Annotated in this window: 18 protein-coding genes and 1 pseudogene; 10 read left to right on the top strand and 9 right to left on the bottom strand. The window is 64.7% G+C overall.

The window, feature by feature from the left end:
• The first annotated feature begins 282 nt into the window (after positions 1-282).
• Entirely contained in the window at positions 283-1,242 is a 960-nt protein-coding gene (locus C8P69_RS16890; RefSeq protein ID WP_108178615.1) for a DMT family transporter, read from the top strand.
• A gap of 45 nt (positions 1,243-1,287) precedes the next feature.
• Here the strand turns inward: C8P69_RS16890 and murJ are convergent, their stop codons facing one another.
• The 3 genes from murJ to C8P69_RS16875 all read right to left on the bottom strand — a co-directional run bounded on the left by murJ (position 1,288) and on the right by C8P69_RS16875 (position 4,237).
• Positions 1,288-2,829, bottom strand: coding sequence for a murein biosynthesis integral membrane protein MurJ (gene murJ, locus C8P69_RS16885; protein WP_108178800.1), 1,542 nt, complete (start codon positions 2,827-2,829; stop codon positions 1,288-1,290).
• A gap of 136 nt (positions 2,830-2,965) precedes the next feature.
• A complete protein-coding gene (locus tag C8P69_RS16880; protein ID WP_245902099.1) occupies positions 2,966-3,439 on the bottom strand; it encodes a PaaI family thioesterase in 474 nt (157 codons plus the stop codon).
• A 75-nt stretch (positions 3,440-3,514) separates the two neighbouring features.
• A complete protein-coding gene (locus C8P69_RS16875) occupies positions 3,515-4,237 on the bottom strand; it encodes a transaldolase (protein ID WP_108178614.1) in 723 nt (240 codons plus the stop codon).
• Positions 4,238-4,355: 118 nt separating this feature from the next.
• On the opposite strand from C8P69_RS16875, the gene C8P69_RS16870 reads away from it, so the two are divergent.
• The 4 genes from C8P69_RS16870 (at position 4,356) to galE (ending at position 8,511) form a co-directional block, all read left to right on the top strand.
• Positions 4,356-4,823 (top strand): YccF domain-containing protein, encoded by a 468-nt coding sequence (locus C8P69_RS16870; RefSeq protein ID WP_245902098.1) that lies wholly within the window; start codon positions 4,356-4,358, stop codon positions 4,821-4,823.
• Between the two features lie 131 nt (positions 4,824-4,954).
• Positions 4,955-5,944 (top strand): Gfo/Idh/MocA family protein, encoded by a 990-nt coding sequence (locus tag C8P69_RS16865; RefSeq protein ID WP_108178613.1) that lies wholly within the window; start codon positions 4,955-4,957, stop codon positions 5,942-5,944.
• Positions 5,945-6,075: 131 nt separating this feature from the next.
• Positions 6,076-7,425 (top strand): UDP-glucose dehydrogenase family protein, encoded by a 1,350-nt coding sequence (locus tag C8P69_RS16860; RefSeq protein ID WP_108178797.1) that lies wholly within the window; start codon positions 6,076-6,078, stop codon positions 7,423-7,425.
• A gap of 99 nt (positions 7,426-7,524) precedes the next feature.
• Positions 7,525-8,511 (top strand): UDP-glucose 4-epimerase GalE, encoded by a 987-nt coding sequence (galE, locus tag C8P69_RS16855; RefSeq protein ID WP_108178612.1) that lies wholly within the window; start codon positions 7,525-7,527, stop codon positions 8,509-8,511.
• An 18-nt stretch (positions 8,512-8,529) separates the two neighbouring features.
• Here galE and C8P69_RS16850 read toward each other — a convergent pair whose 3' ends face one another.
• The 4 genes from C8P69_RS16850 to C8P69_RS16835 all read right to left on the bottom strand — a co-directional run bounded on the left by C8P69_RS16850 (position 8,530) and on the right by C8P69_RS16835 (position 12,302).
• The gene (locus tag C8P69_RS16850) at positions 8,530-9,810 is read right to left on the bottom strand and encodes a TRAP transporter large permease (RefSeq protein ID WP_108178611.1); all 1,281 of its coding nucleotides are present in this window, start codon (positions 9,808-9,810) and stop codon (positions 8,530-8,532) included.
• The gene (locus C8P69_RS16845) at positions 9,807-10,385 is read right to left on the bottom strand and encodes a TRAP transporter small permease (RefSeq protein ID WP_108178610.1); all 579 of its coding nucleotides are present in this window, start codon (positions 10,383-10,385) and stop codon (positions 9,807-9,809) included. Before C8P69_RS16845 ends, C8P69_RS16850 begins: the two co-directional genes overlap by 4 nt.
• A 90-nt stretch (positions 10,386-10,475) precedes the next feature.
• On the bottom strand, positions 10,476-11,474 hold the full coding sequence (locus tag C8P69_RS16840) for a sialic acid TRAP transporter substrate-binding protein SiaP (protein WP_108178609.1): 999 nt from the start codon (positions 11,472-11,474) through the stop codon (positions 10,476-10,478).
• Positions 11,475-11,570: 96 nt separating this feature from the next.
• Positions 11,571-12,302, bottom strand: a complete 732-nt coding sequence (locus tag C8P69_RS16835; RefSeq protein ID WP_108178608.1) for a GntR family transcriptional regulator — start codon at positions 12,300-12,302, stop codon at positions 11,571-11,573.
• Between the two features lie 442 nt (positions 12,303-12,744).
• Here C8P69_RS16835 and C8P69_RS16830 point away from each other — a divergent pair, with 442 nt between their 5' ends.
• From C8P69_RS16830 to terL, 5 genes are all read left to right on the top strand, one after another.
• Positions 12,745-13,665 (top strand): YqaJ viral recombinase family protein, encoded by a 921-nt coding sequence (locus tag C8P69_RS16830; protein ID WP_245902097.1) that lies wholly within the window; start codon positions 12,745-12,747, stop codon positions 13,663-13,665.
• Between the two features lie 3 nt (positions 13,666-13,668).
• Positions 13,669-14,697 carry an ERF family protein gene (locus tag C8P69_RS16825; protein ID WP_108178607.1) on the top strand — a complete coding sequence of 343 codons (1,029 nt, stop codon included), beginning with the start codon at positions 13,669-13,671 and terminating at the stop codon, positions 14,695-14,697.
• A 705-nt stretch (positions 14,698-15,402) separates the two neighbouring features.
• Positions 15,403-16,929, top strand: coding sequence for a site-specific DNA-methyltransferase (locus tag C8P69_RS16820; protein WP_170118280.1), 1,527 nt, complete (start codon positions 15,403-15,405; stop codon positions 16,927-16,929).
• Between the two features lie 10 nt (positions 16,930-16,939).
• Positions 16,940-17,623, top strand: coding sequence for a DUF5681 domain-containing protein (locus tag C8P69_RS16815; RefSeq protein ID WP_146167367.1), 684 nt, complete (start codon positions 16,940-16,942; stop codon positions 17,621-17,623).
• A 9-nt stretch (positions 17,624-17,632) separates the two neighbouring features.
• Positions 17,633-19,099: a phage terminase large subunit gene (gene terL / locus C8P69_RS16810; protein WP_108178604.1), complete on the top strand. Its 1,467-nt coding sequence runs from the start codon at positions 17,633-17,635 to the stop codon at positions 19,097-19,099.
• Positions 19,100-19,302: 203 nt separating this feature from the next.
• On the opposite strand, the gene C8P69_RS16805 is transcribed toward terL, so the two are convergent.
• Positions 19,303-20,402 (bottom strand): IS3 family transposase gene (locus C8P69_RS16805; protein WP_108178603.1). Its coding sequence is split into 2 segments (ribosomal slippage): positions 19,303-20,150 and positions 20,150-20,402, totalling 1,101 coding nucleotides; the frame shifts between segments, so codons are not numbered across the junction.
• 49 nt (positions 20,403-20,451) lie between these two features.
• Positions 20,452-20,904 (bottom strand): annotated as a pseudogene (locus tag C8P69_RS16800) (integrase core domain-containing protein); the annotation flags it as partial.
• Between the last annotated feature and the right edge of the window lie 99 nt (positions 20,905-21,003).

Here is a 21,003-nt window from a genome sequence, read left to right as displayed (position 1 = left end):
CGGTGCCCAGGCATTGAGGGTCGGATTGAGGCTGTCCATCGGGGGTCCCGTTGTCTGACGATGAGGTCGTGGCACCACCTCTTGCAGGGTGGTGAACGGACCTTAACCCCTGCGACAACCTGCGCAACCGCACCCGCGGCGGGGAAAGCGGCGTCGGCATGACCGCGGTTGGGCTGCTCGGGGACAGCGCCGCAGGGCTTCACTGCACCGACGGGGCTGCCTGAATCGGCCACGGCGTGGTTCAAAGGAGATCAAAGCTCTCCTCCGGCCTTTCCTCCCGACATGCCTGTTCTCTCCCGCGCTGCCACGGGAATTCTCTTCAAGCTCATGTCGACGGTGGCCTTCACCTCCATGTCGACGCTGGTGCGCGTGGCGGGCAAGGAGATCCCGGTCGGCGAGGTGGTGTTCTGCCGGTCCTTCTTCGCCCTGATCCCGCTCTTCATGATGTTGGCCTGGCGCCATGAGGTCATGGACGCCTTCCGCTATGTGAGCTTCCTCTCCCACATGAAGCGCGGCGTCATCGGCGCCACCGGCATGTTCTCCGGCTTCGTTGGCCTCACCATGCTGCCGCTCGCCGATTCCACCGCCATCAGCTACGCCGCGCCGCTGATGGTCGTGCCGCTGGCCTATTTCATCCTCGGCGAACAGGTGCGCATCTATCGCTGGACGGCGGTGGCCGTCGGCTTTGTCGGGGTCGTGGTGATCCTCTGGCCGCATCTCGACGTGGTCGCCCTCTACGGCCAGGCCGATGCCCACAGCACCGGCGCGCTCTTCTCGCTGGGCGGGGCGATCTGCGCCGCCTTCGCCACCATCCAGGTGCGCAAGCTCGTCAACACCGAGACGACGGCGGCCATCGTCTTCACCTTCATGGTGCTCTGCGCCTGCCTGGCGCTGCTCACCTGGCCGCTCGGCTATGTCATCCCGATCATGGGCCAGTGGGTGGTGCCGAGCCCGATGAAGGCCTTCATCCTCGTCATGGTCGGCGTCACCGGCGGCCTCGGCCAGATCTTCCTGACGCTGAGCTACCGCTACGCCGACACCTCGCTGATCGCCCCCTTCGACTATTTCTCGATGATCTGGGCGGTCATCATCGGCTATCTCGTCTTCGCCGACCTGCCGAGCGCCTATGTGATCGCCGGCGGCACCATCGTCGTCGCCTCCGGCATCTTCGTCATGTGGCGCGAGCACAAGCTCGGCCTCGAGCGGGCCCAGCAGCGCAAGGTCACGACCCCGCAGGGCTGAGCGGTCAGCTCGTCCTCCAAGCGCGCAATGTCTGGCGTCGTGGCCTCAGCCCTCGATGCCGCGCCTCAGGCGCTTGAGATCGGCGAGGAAGCGCTTGCCGAAGAGGACGGCCAGCGCGCCGCCATAGGCGAGGCCGCCGATCGCCATGAGCAGCACCAGTTCCACCTTGGCGCCGAGGCGGCCGGGAATGAGCATGGCGATGGCGGTGTTGGACGCCACCAGCGCCAGCGCCAGCACCGAGAAGGCCACGGCAAGCTGCGGCATCACCACTTTCGCACGCTCGTCGAGCGCAAGCAGGTCGCGCCGGCGGGCGAAGACGATCAGCAGGGCGAGGTTGATCCAGGCCCCCGCGCTGGTCGCCACCGCAAGGCCCACATGGCCGAGCGGGCCCATCAGCAGCACCTTGAGCAGGACATTGACGGTGATGGCGACGGCGACCGCGATCACCGGCGTCGTGGTGTCGCCGCGCGCGTGGAACGTCACCGTCAGCGGCCGGATGAGCACCAGCGCCGCGAGCCCCGACCCATAGGCCGCCAGCGCCCGGGCCGACTGCATCGCGTCATTGGCGCTGAACTCGCCGCGCATGAACAGCGCCGTCATCAGCGTGTCCGGCACGATGACGAAGGCGGCGACCGCCGGCAGGGTGAAGACCAGCGTCAGCTCGATGGCGCGCAGTTGCGCGGTGCGGGCGCCGGCATCGTCGCCGGCGGCGACGCGGCGGCTCATCTCCGAGAGCAGCACCGTGCCGACCGCGATGGCGATGACGCCGAGCGGCAGCTGGTTGAGGCGGTCGGCGTAATAGAGCCAGGAGACCGACCCGGCGACGAGATAGCTCGCCACAACCGTATCGGCGAGCACGGCGATCTGCGTGCCGGCCGAGCCGACGGTGGCCGGCAAGAAGGTCTTCCAGAACTGGCGGACCTCCGGCGTCACCTTCGGCGCGCGCAGCTCCAGCATGACATTGGCCTTGAGCGCATCGGCGGTGACGACGAGGAACTGCAACAGGCCCGCCACGACGATGCCCCAGGCCGCGGCATGGGCGGGGGTGCGGAAGTTCGCCGCCAGCAGCAGCGCGCCGATGATGCCGATATTGAGCACGACCTGCGTCGCCGCCGCCGCGGCGAAGCGGCCGACGGCGTTGAGCACGCCGCTCATCAGGATGACCAGCGAGACCAGCGCCAGATAGGGGAAGGTGATGCGGGTGAGCTCGACCGCCGCCGGGAAGCGCACGGGATCGTCGGCAAAACCCGGCGCCATCAGCCCGACCACCGTCGGCATGAAGACGAAGGCGAGGACCAGCAGCACGAGCTGGGCGAGGATGAGGAAGGCGAAGATCCGGTCGGCGAAGACCAGCGCGGCATTCTGGCCGCGCTCGGCCGCGACCTTGGCGAAGCCCGGCACGAAGGCGGCGGAGAAGGCGCCCTCGGCGAAGATGGCGCGGAACTGGTTGGGGATGCGGAAGGCCACGAAGAAGGCATCCGCCAGCGGCCCGGCACCGAGGATCGCGGCGAACATCAGGTCGCGCACGAAGCCGAACAGGCGGCTGACGAGGGTGATCGCCGAGACCGAGAAGATGTTCTTGATCACGGCCGAAAGGTTCCCCGGGCGATCCTTGGGCGGTCGGAGCCGCGACGCGGCCCCTCCGCGGGCGAGCCGGCGGTGCATAGCCGCGCCATCCGGCGAAAGAAAGGTCTAGCCGAGGGCGAGCGATTCGGCTCGGTCGTCAGGCGGCCGGCACCAGCGGCGGCCCGCCCGGCGGCGCATGGGGCGGATCCTCCGGCGGCAGCAGGCGGAAGATGCCGTGGTTCAGCGCCACCAGCACGTCATCGGCATAGGTGTCGCCGTCGATGAAGGCCATGGACCCGGTCAGCTTGCGCAGCGACAGGCGGCCGGCGATCCAGGCGCCTGGCTTGCCGCCGGCGACGAACTCGGTGGTGAGCGAAATGGTGGCGCAGCGCCGTCGCGTCTGCCGGATCACCTCGTAGCCCAGCACCGTGTCCATGAAAGTGGTGAGCGAGCCGCCGTGCAGCACCCCGTTGGGATTGCCGTGCCGGGCCTCGGCGCGAAAGCCGTACTCGACCGTGCCATCAGCCAGCGCTCGCCAGAAATAGGGGCCGGCGAGGCCGATGAAGCCTTCGAGGTCGCGGAAGCGGACGAAGCCGGCGGGCGGCGCAAGCGGGTCGGGCGTCATGTCCATGGCGCCAGTCGAGCCCGGCAGGGCGCCGCGCTCAACCGCCGCTTTCGGCAGAGGCGCCCTGCATGGTCCGCAGGCTCACACCTTCAGCGTCAGCCCGGCGGCCTTGGCGTCGGCGACGAAGCCCTTCACCGTGTCGAGCGAGATGTCCTCCGGCGCGCGGCCGAGGCCCTCAAGCTTCTTCAGGATGTCGGCCGGCGCCGTGATGATGTGGCAGCCGATGCGATCCGCCTCGATAACGTTCCACACCTCGCGGGTCGAGGCCCAGATGACCTCGATCGTCTCGGTGCCGCGGGCAAGGCCCACCGCATAGGTCATCACCGGCATGTAATCGTGGCCGGCATCGCCGAGGCGGCCGGCGAAGACGGAGATGATGGAGGGCGCGCCGCCCTTCAGCGCCTCCACCGAGGCCTTGATCTGGCCGGCGGTGTAGAGCGCGGTGAAATTGATCTTCACGCCCTCGCGCGAGAGCTTGTGGATCATGTCGTAGAGCGGCTCGCCCTTCGAGTTCGTCACCGGCAGCTTGACGTAGACGTTCTTGCCCCAGGTGGCGATGACGCGGGCCTGCGCCTCCATTTCCTTCAGGTCGTCGGAAAAGACCTCGAAGGAGATGTGATGGTCCGGCACGGCGGCGACGAGATCGGCCGCGTAAGCCGCATAGTCCGAGACGCCGGCCTTCTTCAGCAGCGAGGGATTGGTGGTGAAGCCCTGGATCCACGGCTTCTTCGCCATCTCGACGATGGAGGCCTTCTCGGCGCCGTCCGTGTAGAGCTTGACCTTGAGGTCGGCGATGGCCGGCATTGTTCTCTCCCGGTGTTTCCCGAAGGCTGTTTAAGGCCGGCCAAGGCGGGTGTCCAACCGGGGATGCGCGCAGCTCCCGCGATACCTATCTCTTGGTCATGTCACCCCGGAGGACCCCATGGGCCCGATCCGCCTCATCCTGAACATCCTCTGGTTCGTGCTCGGCGGGCTCCTCGCCGGGCTGGCCTGGTTCGTGGCCGGCATCCTCGCGGCGATCACCATCGTCGGCCTGCCCTGGGCCTTCGCCTGCTTCCGCATCGGCTCCTACACGCTCTGGCCCTTCGGCCGGGACGTGGTCTGGGCGAGCGAGCTCACCGGGCGGCCGTCCGGCGCCATGGGCGTGCTGCGCTTCATTGGCAATGTCATCTGGTTCATCCCGATCGGCCTGTCGCTGATGGTCATCCACGTGGTGGCGGCGGCGGCCTGTTTCCTCAGCATCATCGGCATTCCGTTCGGCTGGGCGCATCTCAAGCTCGCGGCGGCCTCGGTCTTCCCGCTCGGCCAGCGCATCGTCTCCTCCGACCTTGCCGATCTCGCCCGTCGGCAGTCCGCGGCCAACGCGCTGGTCGGCTGGCGGCGCGCCTGACCGCGGCCTGACACCGGCGGTCACCGATCGTGATGAGCCGGCATTTGCTTAGGGGGGTGGCGAAATCGTATAGATCGCCGCCCGCGGCCGACGATCCGTCGTCGCCGCCATCCTTGAGTCCGAGGCATGCCATGACCCAATCGAAGTCCCCGGCCACCCCCCTGCGCGTCGGCGTGGTCGGTCTCGGCGTCATGGGCAAGAACCACGCGCGCGTCCTCTCCGAGCTGCCCGGCGTCACCCTCGTCGGCGTCGCCGATCCCGACCAGGCGCAGGTCGAGTTCGTCACCTCGCGCCTCGGCTGCGCCGGCTTCTCCTCGCTCGAGGCCCTGCTCGATGCCGGCATCGATGCGCTGACCGTCGCGGCGCCGACCCAGCTTCACACCTCTATCTCGCTCGCCGCCATCGCCCGCGGCGTCCATGTCCTCGTCGAGAAGCCCATCGCCCACACGGTCGAGGAAGGCCGCCGCATCATCGACGCCGCCGAAAAGGCCGGCGTGACGCTGATGGTCGGCCATGTCGAGCGCTTCAACCCCGCGGTCCAGTCGATCCGCCAGGCGATTGCCGGCGACGACATCCTCTCCATCCAGATCACCCGCGTCGGCCCCTTCCCGCCGCGCATGTCCGACATCGGCGTCGTCATCGACCTCGCCGTCCACGACATCGATCTGATCCGCTGGTTCACCGGTTCGGAGATTGCCGAGATCCAGCCGCAGACCAACTCGATCCATGCGGCGCGCGAAGACATCGCCCTGCTGCAGTTCCGCACCGAGTCCGGGGTCCTCGCCCACATCAACACCAACTGGCTGACGCCCTTCAAGGCGCGCACGGTGCATGTGGCGACCCGCAACAAGTACATTTCCGGCGACCTCATCACCCGCCAGGTGACCGAGTGCTTCGACTACAAGCCGGACGGCTCCTATTCCATGCGCCACCTCTCGGTCGCCTATGCCGAGCCGCTGCGCGCCGAGCTCGTCGCCTTCGTCGATTCGGTGCGCAACCGCACCGCTCCGGTGACCGGCGGCGCCGACGGCCTTGCTAGCCTCGACATCGCCATGCGCTGCCTGGGCGAGCACCAGACGGCCGTGACGCCGCTCAAGATCGCCGCCGGCGGGCGCGGCTGACCGCCCGCCACGGCCTTGTCGTCGTGGCGTCACTTTGAAATGCTGTTGCTCGACCATGACGGGGCGCCCAGGGGGTGCCCGCGGGGATGGAACGCCAGCTGATGCCGCACGCAGACAAGGGCCAGACCACGCTGCGCATCGTCGTCGTCGGGGCGGGTTATGTCGGCCTCGTCAGCGGCGCATGCCTCGCCGCCCTCGGCCATGAGGTGACGGTGGTGGACCGCGATGTGGCGCGTGTCGCCGCCCTCCGCGACGGCATCATTCCGATCCACGAGCCCGGGCTCGACGTCCTGGTGGCGGCGCAGGCCGCGGCCGGCCGCCTCGCCTTTTCGACAGAGCTGTCCGCCAGCGTTCCCGGCGCCGAGGCGGTGTTCCTCTGCGTCGGCACGCCGCCGCGCCCCGAGGACGGCCATGCCGACATGCGCCATGTCATGGAGGCCGCCGCCGAGGTCGGCCGGTCTCTCGACGGCTTCACCGCCATCGTCGTGAAATCAACCGTGCCGGTGGGCACCGGCGAGGAAATCGAGGCGCGGCTGCAGGCCCTCGGCCGCCCGGCGGCATTTGCCGTCGTGTCGAACCCGGAATTCCTTCGCGAAGGCGCCGCCATCGACGATTTCATGCGGCCGGACCGCATCGTCGTCGGCACCCAGGATGCCCGCGCCCTCGCCCTCATGGAGGCGATCTACCGCCCGCTGACGGAGGCCGGCGCACCGCTGGTCGCAACCAGCCGGCGCGGGGCGGAGATGATCAAATATGCCGCCAACTGCTTCCTGGCGCTGAAGATCACCTACATCAACGAGATCGCCAATCTCTGCGAGGAGGTCGGCGCGGATGTCGAGGACGTTGCCCGCGGCATCGGCCTCGACCCGCGCATCGGCGAGCGCTTCCTCAAGGCCGGGCCGGGCTTCGGCGGCTCCTGCTTCCCGAAGGACATGCTGGCGCTGATGAAGACGGCGCAGGATCACGGCGTGCCGCTGCGCTCGGTGGAGACGGCGGTGGCGGTCAACGATGCGCGCAAGGGCGAGATGGTCCGCAAGATCATCCGCGCCGCCGGAGGCTCCGTCGCCGGCAAGACCATCGCCATCCTCGGCCTGACCTTCAAGGCCGGCACGGACGACATGCGCTCGGCCGCCTCGCTCGTCATTCTTCCGCAGCTGATGCGCCACGGGGCGCGTCTGCGCGCTCATGACCCCGCCGGCATGGCCCAGGCCGCCCCTCTCCTCCCCGGTGTCGCCATGGCCCCGAGCGCCATGGACGCCCTTGCCGGCGCCGACCTCGCGGTGATCCTGACGGAATGGCCGGACTTCGCCGCCCTCGACTGGCGCGCCGCCGCCGCCACCATGGCAGCGCCCGTGCTGGTCGACCTCCGCAATCTCCTGGACCCGGCGCACGCGCGCGCCTGCGGCCTTGCCTACCACTCGATCGGCCGGCCGCTGCGCGATGCCGCCCCGGCTGCCGCGACACCGCTCGCCGCGGAGTGAGCCGGCCCGCCTGCCCTGCCTTGGCACTTTCTTGACCTCTTTCGGTTAGCCCTCGTGGGGCAATCCGGCGCCGGGACGCGCCGCGGGAGGGAAGACACCATGGCGGTCCTCGTCACGGGCGGCGCCGGCTATATCGGCAGCCACATGGTCCTGGAACTGCTCGACGCCGGCGAGGCGGTCGTGGTCCTCGACAACCTGTCCACCGGCTTCGTCTGGGCCGTCGATCCGCGGGCAACGCTCGTCGTCGGCGACATGGGCGACCAGGCGCTGGTCGAAACGGTGATGCGCCAGCACGGCATCGACGCCGTCATCCATTTCGCCGCCCGCATCGTCGTGCCGGATTCGGTCGCCGATCCGCTCGGCTACTACCTCGCCAACACCGTGAAGACCCGCGCCGTCATGGCCGCCTGCGTGGCGCAGGGCGTGCGCCACATGATCTTCTCCTCGACCGCTGCGGTCTATGGCACGCCCGAGGTCATGCCGGTGAGCGAGGAGGCCCCGACGCGCCCCGAGAGTCCCTACGGCACCTCCAAGCTCATCACCGAATGGATGCTGCGCGATGCCGCCGCCGCCCACGACCTCACCTACGTCGTGCTGCGCTACTTCAACGTCGCGGGCGCCGATCCAAAGGGCCGCACCGGCCAGTCGACGCCGAACGCCACGCATCTCATCAAGGTGGCGGTACAGACCGCCCTCGGCCTGCGGGAGAAGATGGACGTCTTCGGCACCGACTATCCGACGCCCGATGGCACCTGCGTGCGCGACTACATCCACGTGACCGATCTCGTCCGCGCCCATCTCTCCGCCCTCGCCCATCTGCGGGCAGGCGGCGAGAGCATGGTGGCGAACTGCGGCTACGGCCACGGCTACTCGGTGAAGGAGGTGATCGACACGGTGCGTGCCGTCACCAAGGTCTCCTTCCGCGCCGACTACGCCCCGCGCCGGCCGGGCGATGCCGCTGCCGTGGTGGCGGACGCGACCCGCGCCCGCACCCGCCTCGGCTGGACGCCGGCCCATGACGACCTCACCAAGATCGTCGAGGCCGCCTATGCGTGGGAGCGCCGCCTCGCCAACGGCCCGCGCTAGGCGGGCCGCCGGCCGGGCCTATTTCACCAGCCCCATCGTGCGCGGCAGCCAGAGCGTCAGCTCGGGGATGAAGGTGATCGCCACCAGCGAGAAGAGCAGCGGGATCAGCCAGGGCAGGATCGCGACCGTCGTTCGCTCCACCGTCATTCCGGATATTCGCGCCAGGACGAAGAGCACCATGCCGAGGGGCGGGTGCAGCAGGCCGATCATCAGGTTCAGCGTCATCATCACCCCGAAATGGATCGGGTCGATGCCGACCTTCAGCAGGATCGGCATGAGCACCGGCACCAGGATCGAGATCGAGGCGATGGGCTCGAGGAAGCAGCCGACGATCAGCAGCAGGATGTTGACCAGGACGAGGATGATGTAGGGGTTGGTCGTGATCGACAGCAGCCCCTCGGCCGCCAGCTCGGTGAGCCGCGTCGTCGTCAGCACCCAGCCGAACAGCGAGGCGGCGGCGACGATGAGCAGCACGCTCGCGGTGGTCTCGATCGTGTCGAGCGTCACCTTGTAGAGCTGCTTCCAGGTGAGCGAGCGGTAGAGCACGAAGCCGAGGATCAGCGCCCAGGTGCAGGCGGCGATCGCCGCCTCCGTCGGCGTGAACCAGCCGAAGGTCATGCCGAGGATGATGATCATCGGCGTCAGCAGCGCCGGCAGCGCCGAGATGAAGGTGAGGCCGAGCACCTTCCAGCGGAAGACCTGGTCGCGGCCCATATTGTAGCGCCGGGCGCACCACCACACGAAGATCATCATGCTGGCGGTCATGAACAGGCCGGGGATCACGCCGCCGAGGAACAGCGCGCCGATCGAGACATTGGCCATCATCCCGTAGATGACGAAGGGCAGCGAGGGCGGGATGATCGGCCCGAGCGTCGAGGAAGCCGCGGTGACGCCGACCGCGAACTCGGTCGAGTAGCCGTGGTCCTTCATCGCCTTGATCTCGATCGTGCCGAGGCCGGCCGCATCGGCGATGGCCGTGCCCGACATGCCCGCGAAGATCACCGAGCCCACGATGTTCACCTGGGCAAGGCCGCCGCGCATCCAGCCGGCCACCGCCACCGCGAAGTCATAGATGCGATTGGTGATGCCGGCGGAGTTCATGAGGTTGCCGGCGAGGATGAAGAAGGGCACCGCCAGCAGGGGGAAGGAATCGAGGCCGCCGGCCATGCGGTGCAGCACCACGAAGTCCGGAATGAAGGCGACGAAATGGGTGTAGTAGAGCGCCGAACCGGCCAGCGCGATGAAGACCGGGATGCCTGCCAGCAGCGCCACGAAGAAGATGAAAATGACGATGGTCATGGCGTGCCGCCGGCCTTGGTGTCAGTGCTGAGGGGATCGGGCCGGCTGAAGCCGGTGCGAAAGCCGCGCCAGACGATCTGTGCCTGGCGGATGACCATCAGGAAGCAGCCGATGGCGATGCCGCCGTAGACCAGCGACATCGGCCAGTCGAAGACGGTCATGTAGAGGTTGTGCATGCGCTCGGTGATCAGCACCGAGAACCAGGCGAGCAGGCCGAGGAAGACCAGCTTGATGATCTCGACGGCGCCGATCAGCGACCGCTTCAGGCCGCCGTCGCGCATGACGTTCTGCACGAGTTCGACGGCGATGTTGGTGTTGCGCCGAACCACCATCGCGCCGCCGACGAAGACCACCACCATCAGCAGATAGCGGGCGATCTCCTCGGTCCAGGCCAGGCTGTTGTTCAGCACGTAGCGGGTGAAGAACTGCAGGAAGACGATGAAAGCGAGGCCCCAGAAGATGGCGATCGCCAGCCAGTCCTCGGGATATTTCTCGACCACCACCTCCTCGTCGGTTGCGACGATGAGATGGACGTCCTCGCTCGGTTGTCCGGCGGGTGGCGGGGTGGGTGACATGGGAAGTCCTCGCGGCGCGGAGCCGCCATTGCGATGTCAGGAGCGCGATGGGGACGCCGCAGCGGGCGGCATCCCCTTGGGCGATGCGCCTCAGCTCGAGCGGGCGAGGCCCTGCAGCGCGTCGTACTCGGCCTTCGACCAGCCGGCACCCGATGCCGCATCGTTGTGCAGCGGCATGGCGGCGGCGCGGAAGGCGGCGCGGTCCGGCGTGATCACCGTCTTGCCGAGCTTGCGGAACTCGTCCGCCAGCTTCTGCTCGCTCTCGCGGATCTGGTTCGAGGCGCGCGAGGCGGCCTCGAGCAGCACCGCGTTGAAGGTGGCCTTCTCCGCGTCGTTGAGGCGGCCCCAGACATGCGAACCGACGATCGACAGGAGCGACTCCGTGATGTGGCCGGTGAGCATGATGTGGCTCTGCACCTCGTAGAATTTCTTCGCCATGATCGTCGGCAGCGGATTCTCCTGGCCGTCCACCGTGCCCTGCTGGAGGGCGAGATAGACCTCGGCGAAGGCGATCGGCGTCGCGTTGGCGCCGACCGACTTGGTGAACATCAGGAACAGCGGCGCCGGCGGCACACGCAGCTTCATGCCGCGCATGTCCTCGGGTTTGTTGATGGCCTTGTTGGCGGTGACGTGACGCTCGCCGTAATAGGTCAGCGCCGTGACCTTGTGGCGGGTGCGGCCCTCGTAGCCCGAGGCGATCTGCCGGAAGAGCGGCGAGTCGCGATAGGCCTTCCAGTGATCGAAGTCGCGCAGCACGTAGGGCGCGTTCGAAATGGCGATGGGCTTGTGGATCGAGCCGGCGAAGGCAACGCCGGTATAGATCATGTCGACCGTGCCGAGCGACAGGCCCTCGTTGATCTGGTTCTCGTTGCCGAGCTGCGATGCCGGGAAGACATCGATCTGGAACTTGCCGTTGGTGCGCTTGGCGATCTCGCCGGCGGCCCACAGCGCCTCGGTGTGGTAGGGCTCGCCCGTCTCGTAGACGTGGGCCCATTTGAGCTTCACCTGCTGGGCGCGCAGCGGCGTGGCAGCGAAGGTGGCAAGACCCGCACCCGCGATGAGCGCGTTGCGGCGTGAGATGGTGGTCATGGGGGTATCCTCCCTACCCGTGTGATCATGGTCTTTCGGGCGGGTTGGTCCCGCCGCTTCTTGCCGGTGCCCGCGACGGGCGCCGGTGGCATGTGCTCAGGCGCGCTTCAGGTCGGAGCGCGCCGAATCCTCCAGGAAATAGCCGGGGTTGAAGCGCTTGAGGTCGTCGAGGCCGAGCGACAGCCCGTCGACATGGGCACCCATGGCGGCGGCGGCGGCCTCGGCATCGCGAGCCTCGATGGCGGCAAGAACCGCCTCGTGCTCGGCGACGACCCGCGCCATGCGCCCCTCCAGCGGCAGGGTCAGCCGGCGGAACCGGTCGACCTGCAGTTTCACATGACGGACGAGCGCCCAGACGCCGGGATGGCGGCCTGCGGTCGCCACGGCCTCGTGGAAAGCCTCGTCGGCGCGGTGAAAGGCTTCCGTATCGCCCGCCTCCGCCGCCTCGGCGGTCCGCACCAGGATGGCGCGCAATTCGATGATCTGGCTCCCCGTCGCCGAGGCGACGGCGCCGCGCACCGCAAGTTGCTCGAGCACCCGGCGGATGGTGATGGCCTCGGGAAGGTCCGCGAGCGGAATGCGCGACACATGGGTGCCGGACTTGGCGATGATGTCGACCAGCCCTTCGTCGGCGAGCCTCAGGAGCGCCTCGCGCACCGGCGTGCGGCTGACCCCATGGGCGGCTGCGATGTCCTTCTCGGCGATCGGCTCGCCGGGCTTGCGGCGCAGCGACAGGATCTCCTCGCGCAGCAGCGCATGGATGGCCGCGGCGGCCGTCTGGCCCCGCCCCCCAGTCCTGTCGCGCCCTCCGCCGATCAGCGTCAGCATTTCCAAAAATCCCAGCCTGATATGACAGGTACACCTGATATATCAGCATGGCAATCCATCAGGCACTGGAGCCACCGGCCCCATCGGCTTTCCCTGGTGCAGGGAAATCTGCAGGGAAACGCGCGCGTTTTTGCATCGCGACGGATACTCGCCTTTGCCGGCGGCAATCGGCTCATCTGGGGACCGCGAACCGGGTCTCGGGGCAATTAGCGAGGGTCAGGGTTGCTCTCGGACGACACGTGGCACGATGCGGAGCCAACCCCTCGGGGGCATGGCGACCGACAGCGTTTCGAACGCTATCGCGGCACTATCTTGATCATACCCCAATATTCATGACTTAGCCCGAGCACATTAATCGAATTGATGGATGCATCAAGACTCCGTTCACATTAAACTTCAAGTCTATTTTTAGCGATGAGTTCTATCATCGAGTATTTTTATCTTGATCGACGGCGAAAATCGAGCATCCATGCATCCGCATGCCAGAAATTGGATCGGCGTGACTGTAAAAGGTGAGCCTCATATGTTAGAGAACATCACGACAATGCAAACAGGGCACTCTGATGTAAACATTAACTCCGATGAACGACGCCGACACTTCATCGGAGGATCAGATGCAAAAATCATCATGGGTTCTGATGAGATTGCGTTAAGGAAACTCTGGGAGTTCAAGTCAGGACTTCGCCCATCTGAGGATTACTCGGGAAATCTGGTTGTGGCCCTGGGGCGTGCGACCGAAGCATTGAACACCGAGTGGTACGAGCGGCAGACAGGTGAGACCGTCTTTGACGTTCAGGCGCGCTTGTTCCATCCGGCATATGAGTTTCTTGCCGCAACGCTGGACGGTCTGACAGACAAGGGTACGGCGATCTTTGAGGCGAAGTTCATGTTGCCCTGGTCGTTCTCTGAAGACGCGGCCGCGGCCAAGCACATGCCTCAGCTCCAGCACAACATGGCGGTAGCCGGCAGGAATACCGCGAGGCTCTCCATCCTTACCGGCGGCGGGAAATGGGTACTGATCACGGCCGAAGCCGATCCGATCTATCAGGACGCACTGCTGGAGGCAGAGCTGCGATTCTGGGACTGCGTCACATCTGGCACCCCTCCCCGGCCGGTCGGCGCCCCACCACCCCTGCCGAAATCTGAGGTCGTTCGGATCGTTGATATGACCGGGAGCAATGAATGGGCGGTGCTTGCCGCCCAATTTCGTAACACGAAGCGGGCGCATGATGATCACGTCGCTGCCAAGGACAGCCTGAAGGCGCTCATTCCAGCCGATGCGGCCGAAGCGATTGGCCAGGGCCTTCGCGCCAAACGCAGCAAGACCGGCGCAGTGTCCTTTGAAATCCTTACGGGAGCATGAGCCATGTCAGCTCGCTCCTCAGACAGCATTCGCCACATCGCAAAAGCCCTGGCAGCCGCACAATGTGATCTACAGAATCCTCAGGCGCGCCACGAGGGACAGATCCGGCGTGAACTGCCCTCAGGGCTTGCGCTGATCGAGCCCTATCGTTTCGCAAGCCTTGGCGATGGCCTAGCCCTCATACGGCCTATTCTTGGGCGTCACGGACTTTCGCTGATCCAGGCCACACGGCTCGACGGCCAGGCAGGACTTGTGATCCTCGAGACGCGGATCATCCACGAGTCAGGGGAATGGATCCTTGCAGATTATCCCGTGGCGCCGCTGCCTCACGGCGGAGCGTCAGACCCACGAGAACTCGGCGCAGCGCTTACATATGCGAGACGGCAATCCCTGTTCTCGCTGATAGGCATAGCACCCCAAAATGACCCGGACGGTTGTGTTGGTGCGGGATTGCCGGCAGGCGACCACGATGCGTCGCGGCCCATTGCCGGCTCGAAGGAGCCGGTTGGCCAACTGATCGAAGAGATATCGGTCAAACGATGCGCTCACGACCGCCGCGATATGGGCGATAGAACAAACACTGGTGCATCATGGCCCGCTGATGGATCGTTCCCGAAGCCCCTGACACCACTTGACCTTGCCCGAACATCTGACGACCAACTAGCCGCATTGTCGGAGGAGCTGGAGCGGCTCTCGTCCCTTAAGGACCTGCGGTCATGGGCGATGGATAGGGTCAAGGTGATTGCACCGCTGCTTCCGCAAGATCGTCGACGACTGAATGAGGCCTTCTTGGCCAGGCGCAAGGCGGTTGACCAGCAAGTGGCGCACGAAGGCAATAGCGCCGATCGTCTTGTCGATGAGGATCCCAATCTTGAGAAGGGCGCACCGGCCATCGCCGGCGACAAAGGGACGACAAGGTCCGAGCGCCCGTCCAGGCCGCGTTCAGAGCGCGAGGAAAGAACCAAGAATGGTTCTCGACGACAGCCAGTCCTTGCGACGGACGTTCCAGCCGCTGGACCAGGCCAGCCATGAAACGCAAGCAATGGTTTGTTCGAAGGGAACCTCATCCCTTTGGCGCCCCGCGCCATGCCATTCCCGGCAGGGTCCGGCAGGCGGTCGTCGAACGGCAACAGGGCGTCTGCGCCAAATGCGGATGCTTGCTTGGCCCGGACTTCACCGAGTTTGACCACCACCCGCCCTTAGCGCTTCGGGACAAGAACAGCGACCCGAATGATCCAGCCCTCCTGCAGGCCTTGTGCACCCCCTGCCACCGAACCAAGACAGGCGCTGATGTGACGGCAATTGCGAAGGCGAAGCGCCTCGCCGAAGCCGAGTTTCAGCACCGAGTGATCATGCGAGAAAAGGTGCCAGGTCGTCCGCGGGTGCCCGCAGGAGTAAGACGTTGGTACCTCAAGCCCCCCCGAGAACGAAACTGACGGAACTGACGGCAGCGGCAAAACACAAATAGTTTCTGTCGTTAATCGGGAGCATTTTGCACCCCGGTGCAAAATGTGAATTTTATTCACTTTCGTAACATCAGTTATGTCAATGACTTAGAGCGTAGCGCCGCTTCGCTCGGAGGCGATTTCCTACCCCCCTTGACGGGCACCAAGTCTGCCCGCAGATACTTAAGGACCTCCTTCGTCGCACCTCAGGTGAGGTTCGTTCTTTTGAATGAACGGGTCCGTTCATTCGAGAGCCGGCCGGCGCTTTGCCGGTTTCACCCGAGGAGGACCTATGGCGAAGACGTTTCAATCAACCCCGGGTTCGGGCAATGAACCGCCGGACATCGCAGACGCACTCAGCAATTCAAAAGGTCAGTTCGACGACTTCCGGCTGACGGTCTCCTTTGTCGAAATCGCGACGCTCAAGCCCAGCCCGCACCGCGCCAAGATCCATTCGGACGAACAGATCGCCCAGGTGGCTGAAAGCATCCAGAGCTTCGGCTTCCTTCGCCAAATCCTGATCGGCCAGGACGGCGAGATCATCGCCGGGCACGCGATCTACGAGGCCGCACTGCGTCTAGGGCGGACCGAGGTGCCGATCAGCGATGTCTCGCATCTCGATGCAGCGAGCCAGCGCGCATTCGCGCTTGCCGACAACAAGATCGCCGAAAATGCGGCATGGGATGCCGACGCTGTTGCTCGTGAATTCACGTTCCTCACGTCGGTGGATGTCCCCTTCGCGCCTGAGATCACCGGCTTCTCCAGCATCGAAATCGATTTCGCCCTCACTGATGGGGCCAGCGACGAGGATGTAGATCTCGGTGCTTCTCTCCCCGATACGGCGACGGAGCCCGTAGCAAAGCTCGGCGATGTGTGGGTTCTGGGCTCCCACAAGCTGTTCGTCGGAAGCGCGCTGGACGCATCATCCTATGCGGCGCTGATGGGGGATGAGAAGGCACGGATGGTCTTCACCGATCCGCCCTATAACGTTGAGATCAACGGAATAGTCGGGAACGGCAACACCAAGCATCAAGAATTCCTCATGGCCTCCGGTGAGATGAGCCGCGAGGAGTTCACCGCTTTCCTTCTCTCCTTCATGCAGCTCAGCGCGGCCTATACGATCGGCGGAGGGCTGAACTACGTCTGCATGGACTGGCGGCACCTGCAGGAGATGCTCGCCGCAGGCACGTCGGCCTACACGGAGCTCATGAATCTCATCGTCTGGGCAAAGACCAACGGCGGTATGGGTTCCTTCTACCGGTCTCAACATGAACTGATCTTCGTATTCAAAGCAGGGACGGGAAAGCATCTGAACAACATCCAGCTCGGCCGCTTTGGACGCAACCGAACCAACGTGTGGAGCTATCCTGGAATGACGTCGAACAGCCGGGAACGAGCGGAGATGCTTGCACAGCATCCGACGGTCAAACCGGTGATGATGGTTGCTGACGCCATCCGCGATGTGTCGCGTCGCGGTGAGATCATTCTAGATCCTTTCGCGGGCAGCGGCACAACGCTGATCGCTGCTGAGAAGACCGGGCGCATCTGCCGGGCCATCGAGCTTGATCCGAAGTTCGCCGAGGTGATCATGACCCGCTGGCAGGACCTCACCGGCCAGGAGGCAGTCCACGTCGCAAGCGGGGCGACCTTCAACGAACTAACGGCCGAGGTGCGACCGCACGACACCGGGCCCCGCCACACACGCCTTCCGGCCCCCTCCATGAACGTTAATTCCGCGGGAGGGGACGCAGCTGACGCTTCACGCCCGCAGATCCGGGAGCGCCGTCGCCCGGTCCCCATCACGGCAAACGACGCGTAGGAATAGCATCATGAGCAATCACAACAAACGAAACGTCCCGAGCAAGAACGCGCCGCTCTACAGGGTTGGCAAAGGGAAGCCGCCGCTGGAAACGCAGTTCAAAAAGGGGGTTTCCGGCAATCCCTCGGGCAAGCGCAAACGCCCGAAAGCCCCCTGGGAGGCGATGGAAGCGCTTCTCGCGAGCCAGACCTGCGCCGTAACTGTCGGCAACCGACAGCAGCAGGTCCCGATCGCTGAGGCCCTGATCATGCGTGTCTTCAACGATGCCATGAAGGGCAACACGGCAGCGACCAAGATCGTGATGGATCTTTGGACGGCTGCGGCTAACCGTTCGGACCAGCAGCGCGACGATGAGCTATCGCCGGCCGACGAGGAGATTCTGAAGGCTCTTGGCGTCCAGCAGGCGGGATCGAACATGACCACGACACTGGCGGGCGAAATCCGGGTCACGTTCGACCCCGACGGGACGATGTCGCTTGAGGCGGACGAGATCGATGAGGATCTCGTCTCGCGCCTCGAAACCGAAATCGCTGAGGCCTTTGCTGAAGGCGGAGATCCGGTCGGCATTGTGGAGGCTCTGATCTCCTCGATGCGCCGTCGCAATTCCTCGACGGACGGAATTGTTGCCGTGTCAGAGTCGGTAACGTCGATCCTCCAGAAGGGGGACGGCACGATCGAGATCCGCACGAGCTAAGACCTCCACATGCTTGACCGAAAGAAGCTGCTGGCAAACGCGCTGAGGCAAGACCTCAGCGCGTTTACGCGACGGACGTTCTTGCATCTTGAGGAAGGAACGCCCTACCAGCACAACTGGCACATCGACCATATTTCTTGGCAATTGACGCGCCTTGCGCGAGGCGACATTCGCCGCCTCATCATCAACGTGCCACCGCGCTCAATGAAATCGATCAAAGTTTCGATCGCCTTCTCGGCATGGGCTATGGGCCACGAGCCCTCATCGAAAATCATCTGCGTATCCTATGCCGAAGCGCTAGCTCGGAAGCTCTCAATTGATACCCGGCAAGTCATGCAAAGTGCCTGGTACCGCTCGGCCTTTCCCCGGCTCGACCTGAAGGGAGTGCGCCAAAGGACGTTGGAGATCGAAACTCGGCAGGGTGGGTATCGTCTAGCGAGCGGCATGGGGGGCAGTATCCTCGGTCGCGGCGCAGACCTCATCATCATCGACGATCCCCAGAAGGCCATTCAGGGTATTTCCGAGGCGGGTCGTCGCCAGGCAAAAGAGTTCTACAACAATGGGCTGGTGACGCGCCTGAACGACAAACGGTACGGCGCCATTATCCTCATTATGCAGCGGCTTCACGAGGACGACCTCGTTGGCCACGTTCTGCAGCACGATGACTGGGAGCACGTGGTCCTGCCGGCAATCGCGCCGGAAGAGGTCGCTTATCAGCTGAGCGATAATCCAGCGCACGTCTTTCATCGGGAGAAAGGCACGCCGCTGCACGGCGAGCGGGAGCCGCTGGTCGTTCTGCAAAGCATCCAGGAAGCCCAGGGGTCTCTGGTGTTCTCCGCCCAGTACCAACAACAACCAACGCCAGCGGACGGAAACGTTGTTAGACGCAGCTGGCTGCGGTTCTACGACGCTCCACCGTCGGTCTTTGACCAAACGATCGTTAGCTGGGACACGGCTTCAACGCTCGGAGCGGGTTCCGACTGGTCTGTCGGCACCGTCTGGGGCGCGAAAGGAGATGATTACTATCTCCTTCACGTGGCAAGGGACAAGCTCGAATTCCCGTCTCTTAAGCGGCTCATTGTCCAAACCGACCGTCAGTGGCAGGCGAACGTCACACTGATCGAGGATAGCGAGCTTGGCCGTGCGCTAGCACAAGAACTCAGACGCGGCCGGGAATTGCGACCGATCCTAAAGAAACCGCGCGTCGACAAACAGACACGCTTTGCGGCTCAGGCCTCACGGTTCGAGGCGGCACAGGTCCATTTCCCCAGCGAGGCACCGTGGCTGGCCCTGCTAATGGATGAAATCCTGTCGTTTCCAAATTGTCGGCACGACGACCAGGTCGATTCGGTAAGCCAAGCCCTTGACTACCTCTACCAGATGGGGCGCCCGATCCGAGACAAGCTAAAAAGACCTGCACTCGTCCGCCCCAGACGTATGGAAAGGCCATCCGGCTACACTCGCGAAAAACTGTAGAATAATGTCGACAAGCAATTATAAATACTAGATATTCAACCCGGCGACCGCGTAAAACTTGAAATCAATTGAGCGGTTACAATGCACTCGCCACTTCTGACGTTGCCCCCAGTTTCTATCCAGCTGTGAGTTCATTCCGGCGGTTGGTTGAAGCGCTACCCGTTTCTAGGCCAGCCGGAGCTGGAATCTTCCGGGGCTAGGGCTCATGCCGGCGGGGGTGCCGGAGAGCTATTTATCAGCGCGATCGGGGGCTTGTTGCCGATAGCGCTGTGTGGCCGGACTTCGTTGTAGTCTCTACGCCAAGCCTCCATTTTCGAGCGGGCGTCGTCAAGGCTCATGAACCAGTGGGTGTTCAGGCACTCCGCGCGGAACTTGCCATTGAACGACTCGATGAAGCCGTTGTCGGTCGGCTTGCCAGGCCGGGAGAAGTCGAGGATGACGCCCTTCTGATAGGCCCACAGATCGAGATCACGGCTGACGAACTCTGAACCTTGGTCAACACGGATTGTCGCTGGATAGCCGACGGCAGCGCAGACCCGTTCAAGGGTCAGCACCACGTCCTCACCCCGGTAGCTGAACCGCGCATCGACCGCCGGCGAGAATCGGGAGAAGGTATCGACGATCGTCAGCACGCGGATCTTCCGCCCGGTCGCCAGCTGGTCGTGAACGAAGTCCATGGCCCAGGTTTCGTTCGTTCGGGTGGCCGCCCGACGATCGTCCCGCAGCTTCGCCTTTACCCGGCGCTTTGGCACCTTGTTCCGCAACTGCAGTCCCAATTCCTTGTAAAGACGATAGATCCGCTTCGGATTGACCGCCCATCCATCTCTGCGCAGCAAGACGTGGACCCGGCGATAGCCGTACCGTACCCGCGTCTCGCAGATCTCTTTGATGCGCTGCTTCAGCTCGGCCTGCGTGCCACGCTTCGACTTGTAGACGTAAAGACCCCGATCGATCCGAAGGGTGGCGCAGGCTCGCCTGGCCGACACCTTCCAATCACTGCGAACCTTGTCCACAAGCTCCCGCTTGCGCGCAGGCCTCAAAGCTTTTTTGCCAGAACGTCCTGGAGCATGGCCTTGTCGAGCGACAGGTCCGCGACGATCCGCTTCAGCTTGGCGTTCTCTTCCTCGAGCTGCCGCAGCCGCCTCATCTCGGACGGCATCAACCCGGCATACTTCTTCCGCCAGTTGTAGAAGGTGGCGTCCGAGATCCCCGCCTTCCGGCAGACTTCCGCGATCGGCGCACCATCCTCCGCCTGCTTCAGCACGAAGGCGATCTGCGCCTCCGTGAACTTCGACGTCTTCATGGAACTCTCCTCGTCCCCGACCCGGGGATCATAAGTGGAAAATTCCAGTTCAGACTGGCCTAAAAGGCCGGGAGCACGTCATGGTTGGGCCCTGTCGGGCGGGTTGAGCGGGATGGGCAGACGCGGAGCCATTTGCGAGGCGTAGCGTCTGATCCCGCCGCGGGTGGAACGTGGCCGCGAAGTCCATCGGCGTCTGCCATCCGAGCGTCGAGTGCGGCCTTGTGGTGTTGTAGTCGAGCTACCACCGCAAGAGTGCGGCTCTGGCCTGGGCGAGGCTGGAGAACAGCGTATAGTTCAACAGCTCGCCCCGCAGGCGGCCGTTGAAACTTTCGATGAAGCCATTCTGCATCGGCTTGCCGGGCGCGATGTAGTGCCACTCGACCCTCGCCGCGTCAGCCCAGGCCAGGATGGCGTTGGATGTCAGCTCGCTGCCATTGTCGCTCACGATCATCTTCGGCCTGCCGCGCTCTGCCAGCAGCCTGTCAAGTTCGCGATCAACCCTCACATGTCAATCGGCGCCCAAAGTTGACCCCTTGTCGGCGTCCAAAGTTGACCCCCTTGCAGTATGGCAGCGGACGCCCCGACGCAGCTGGTCGGGATT

It is taken from the genome of Phreatobacter oligotrophus (assembly GCF_003046185.1).
GTDB lineage: Bacteria > Pseudomonadota > Alphaproteobacteria > Rhizobiales > Phreatobacteraceae > Phreatobacter > Phreatobacter oligotrophus.
This window is presented reverse-complemented; position numbering and strand designations above follow the sequence as displayed.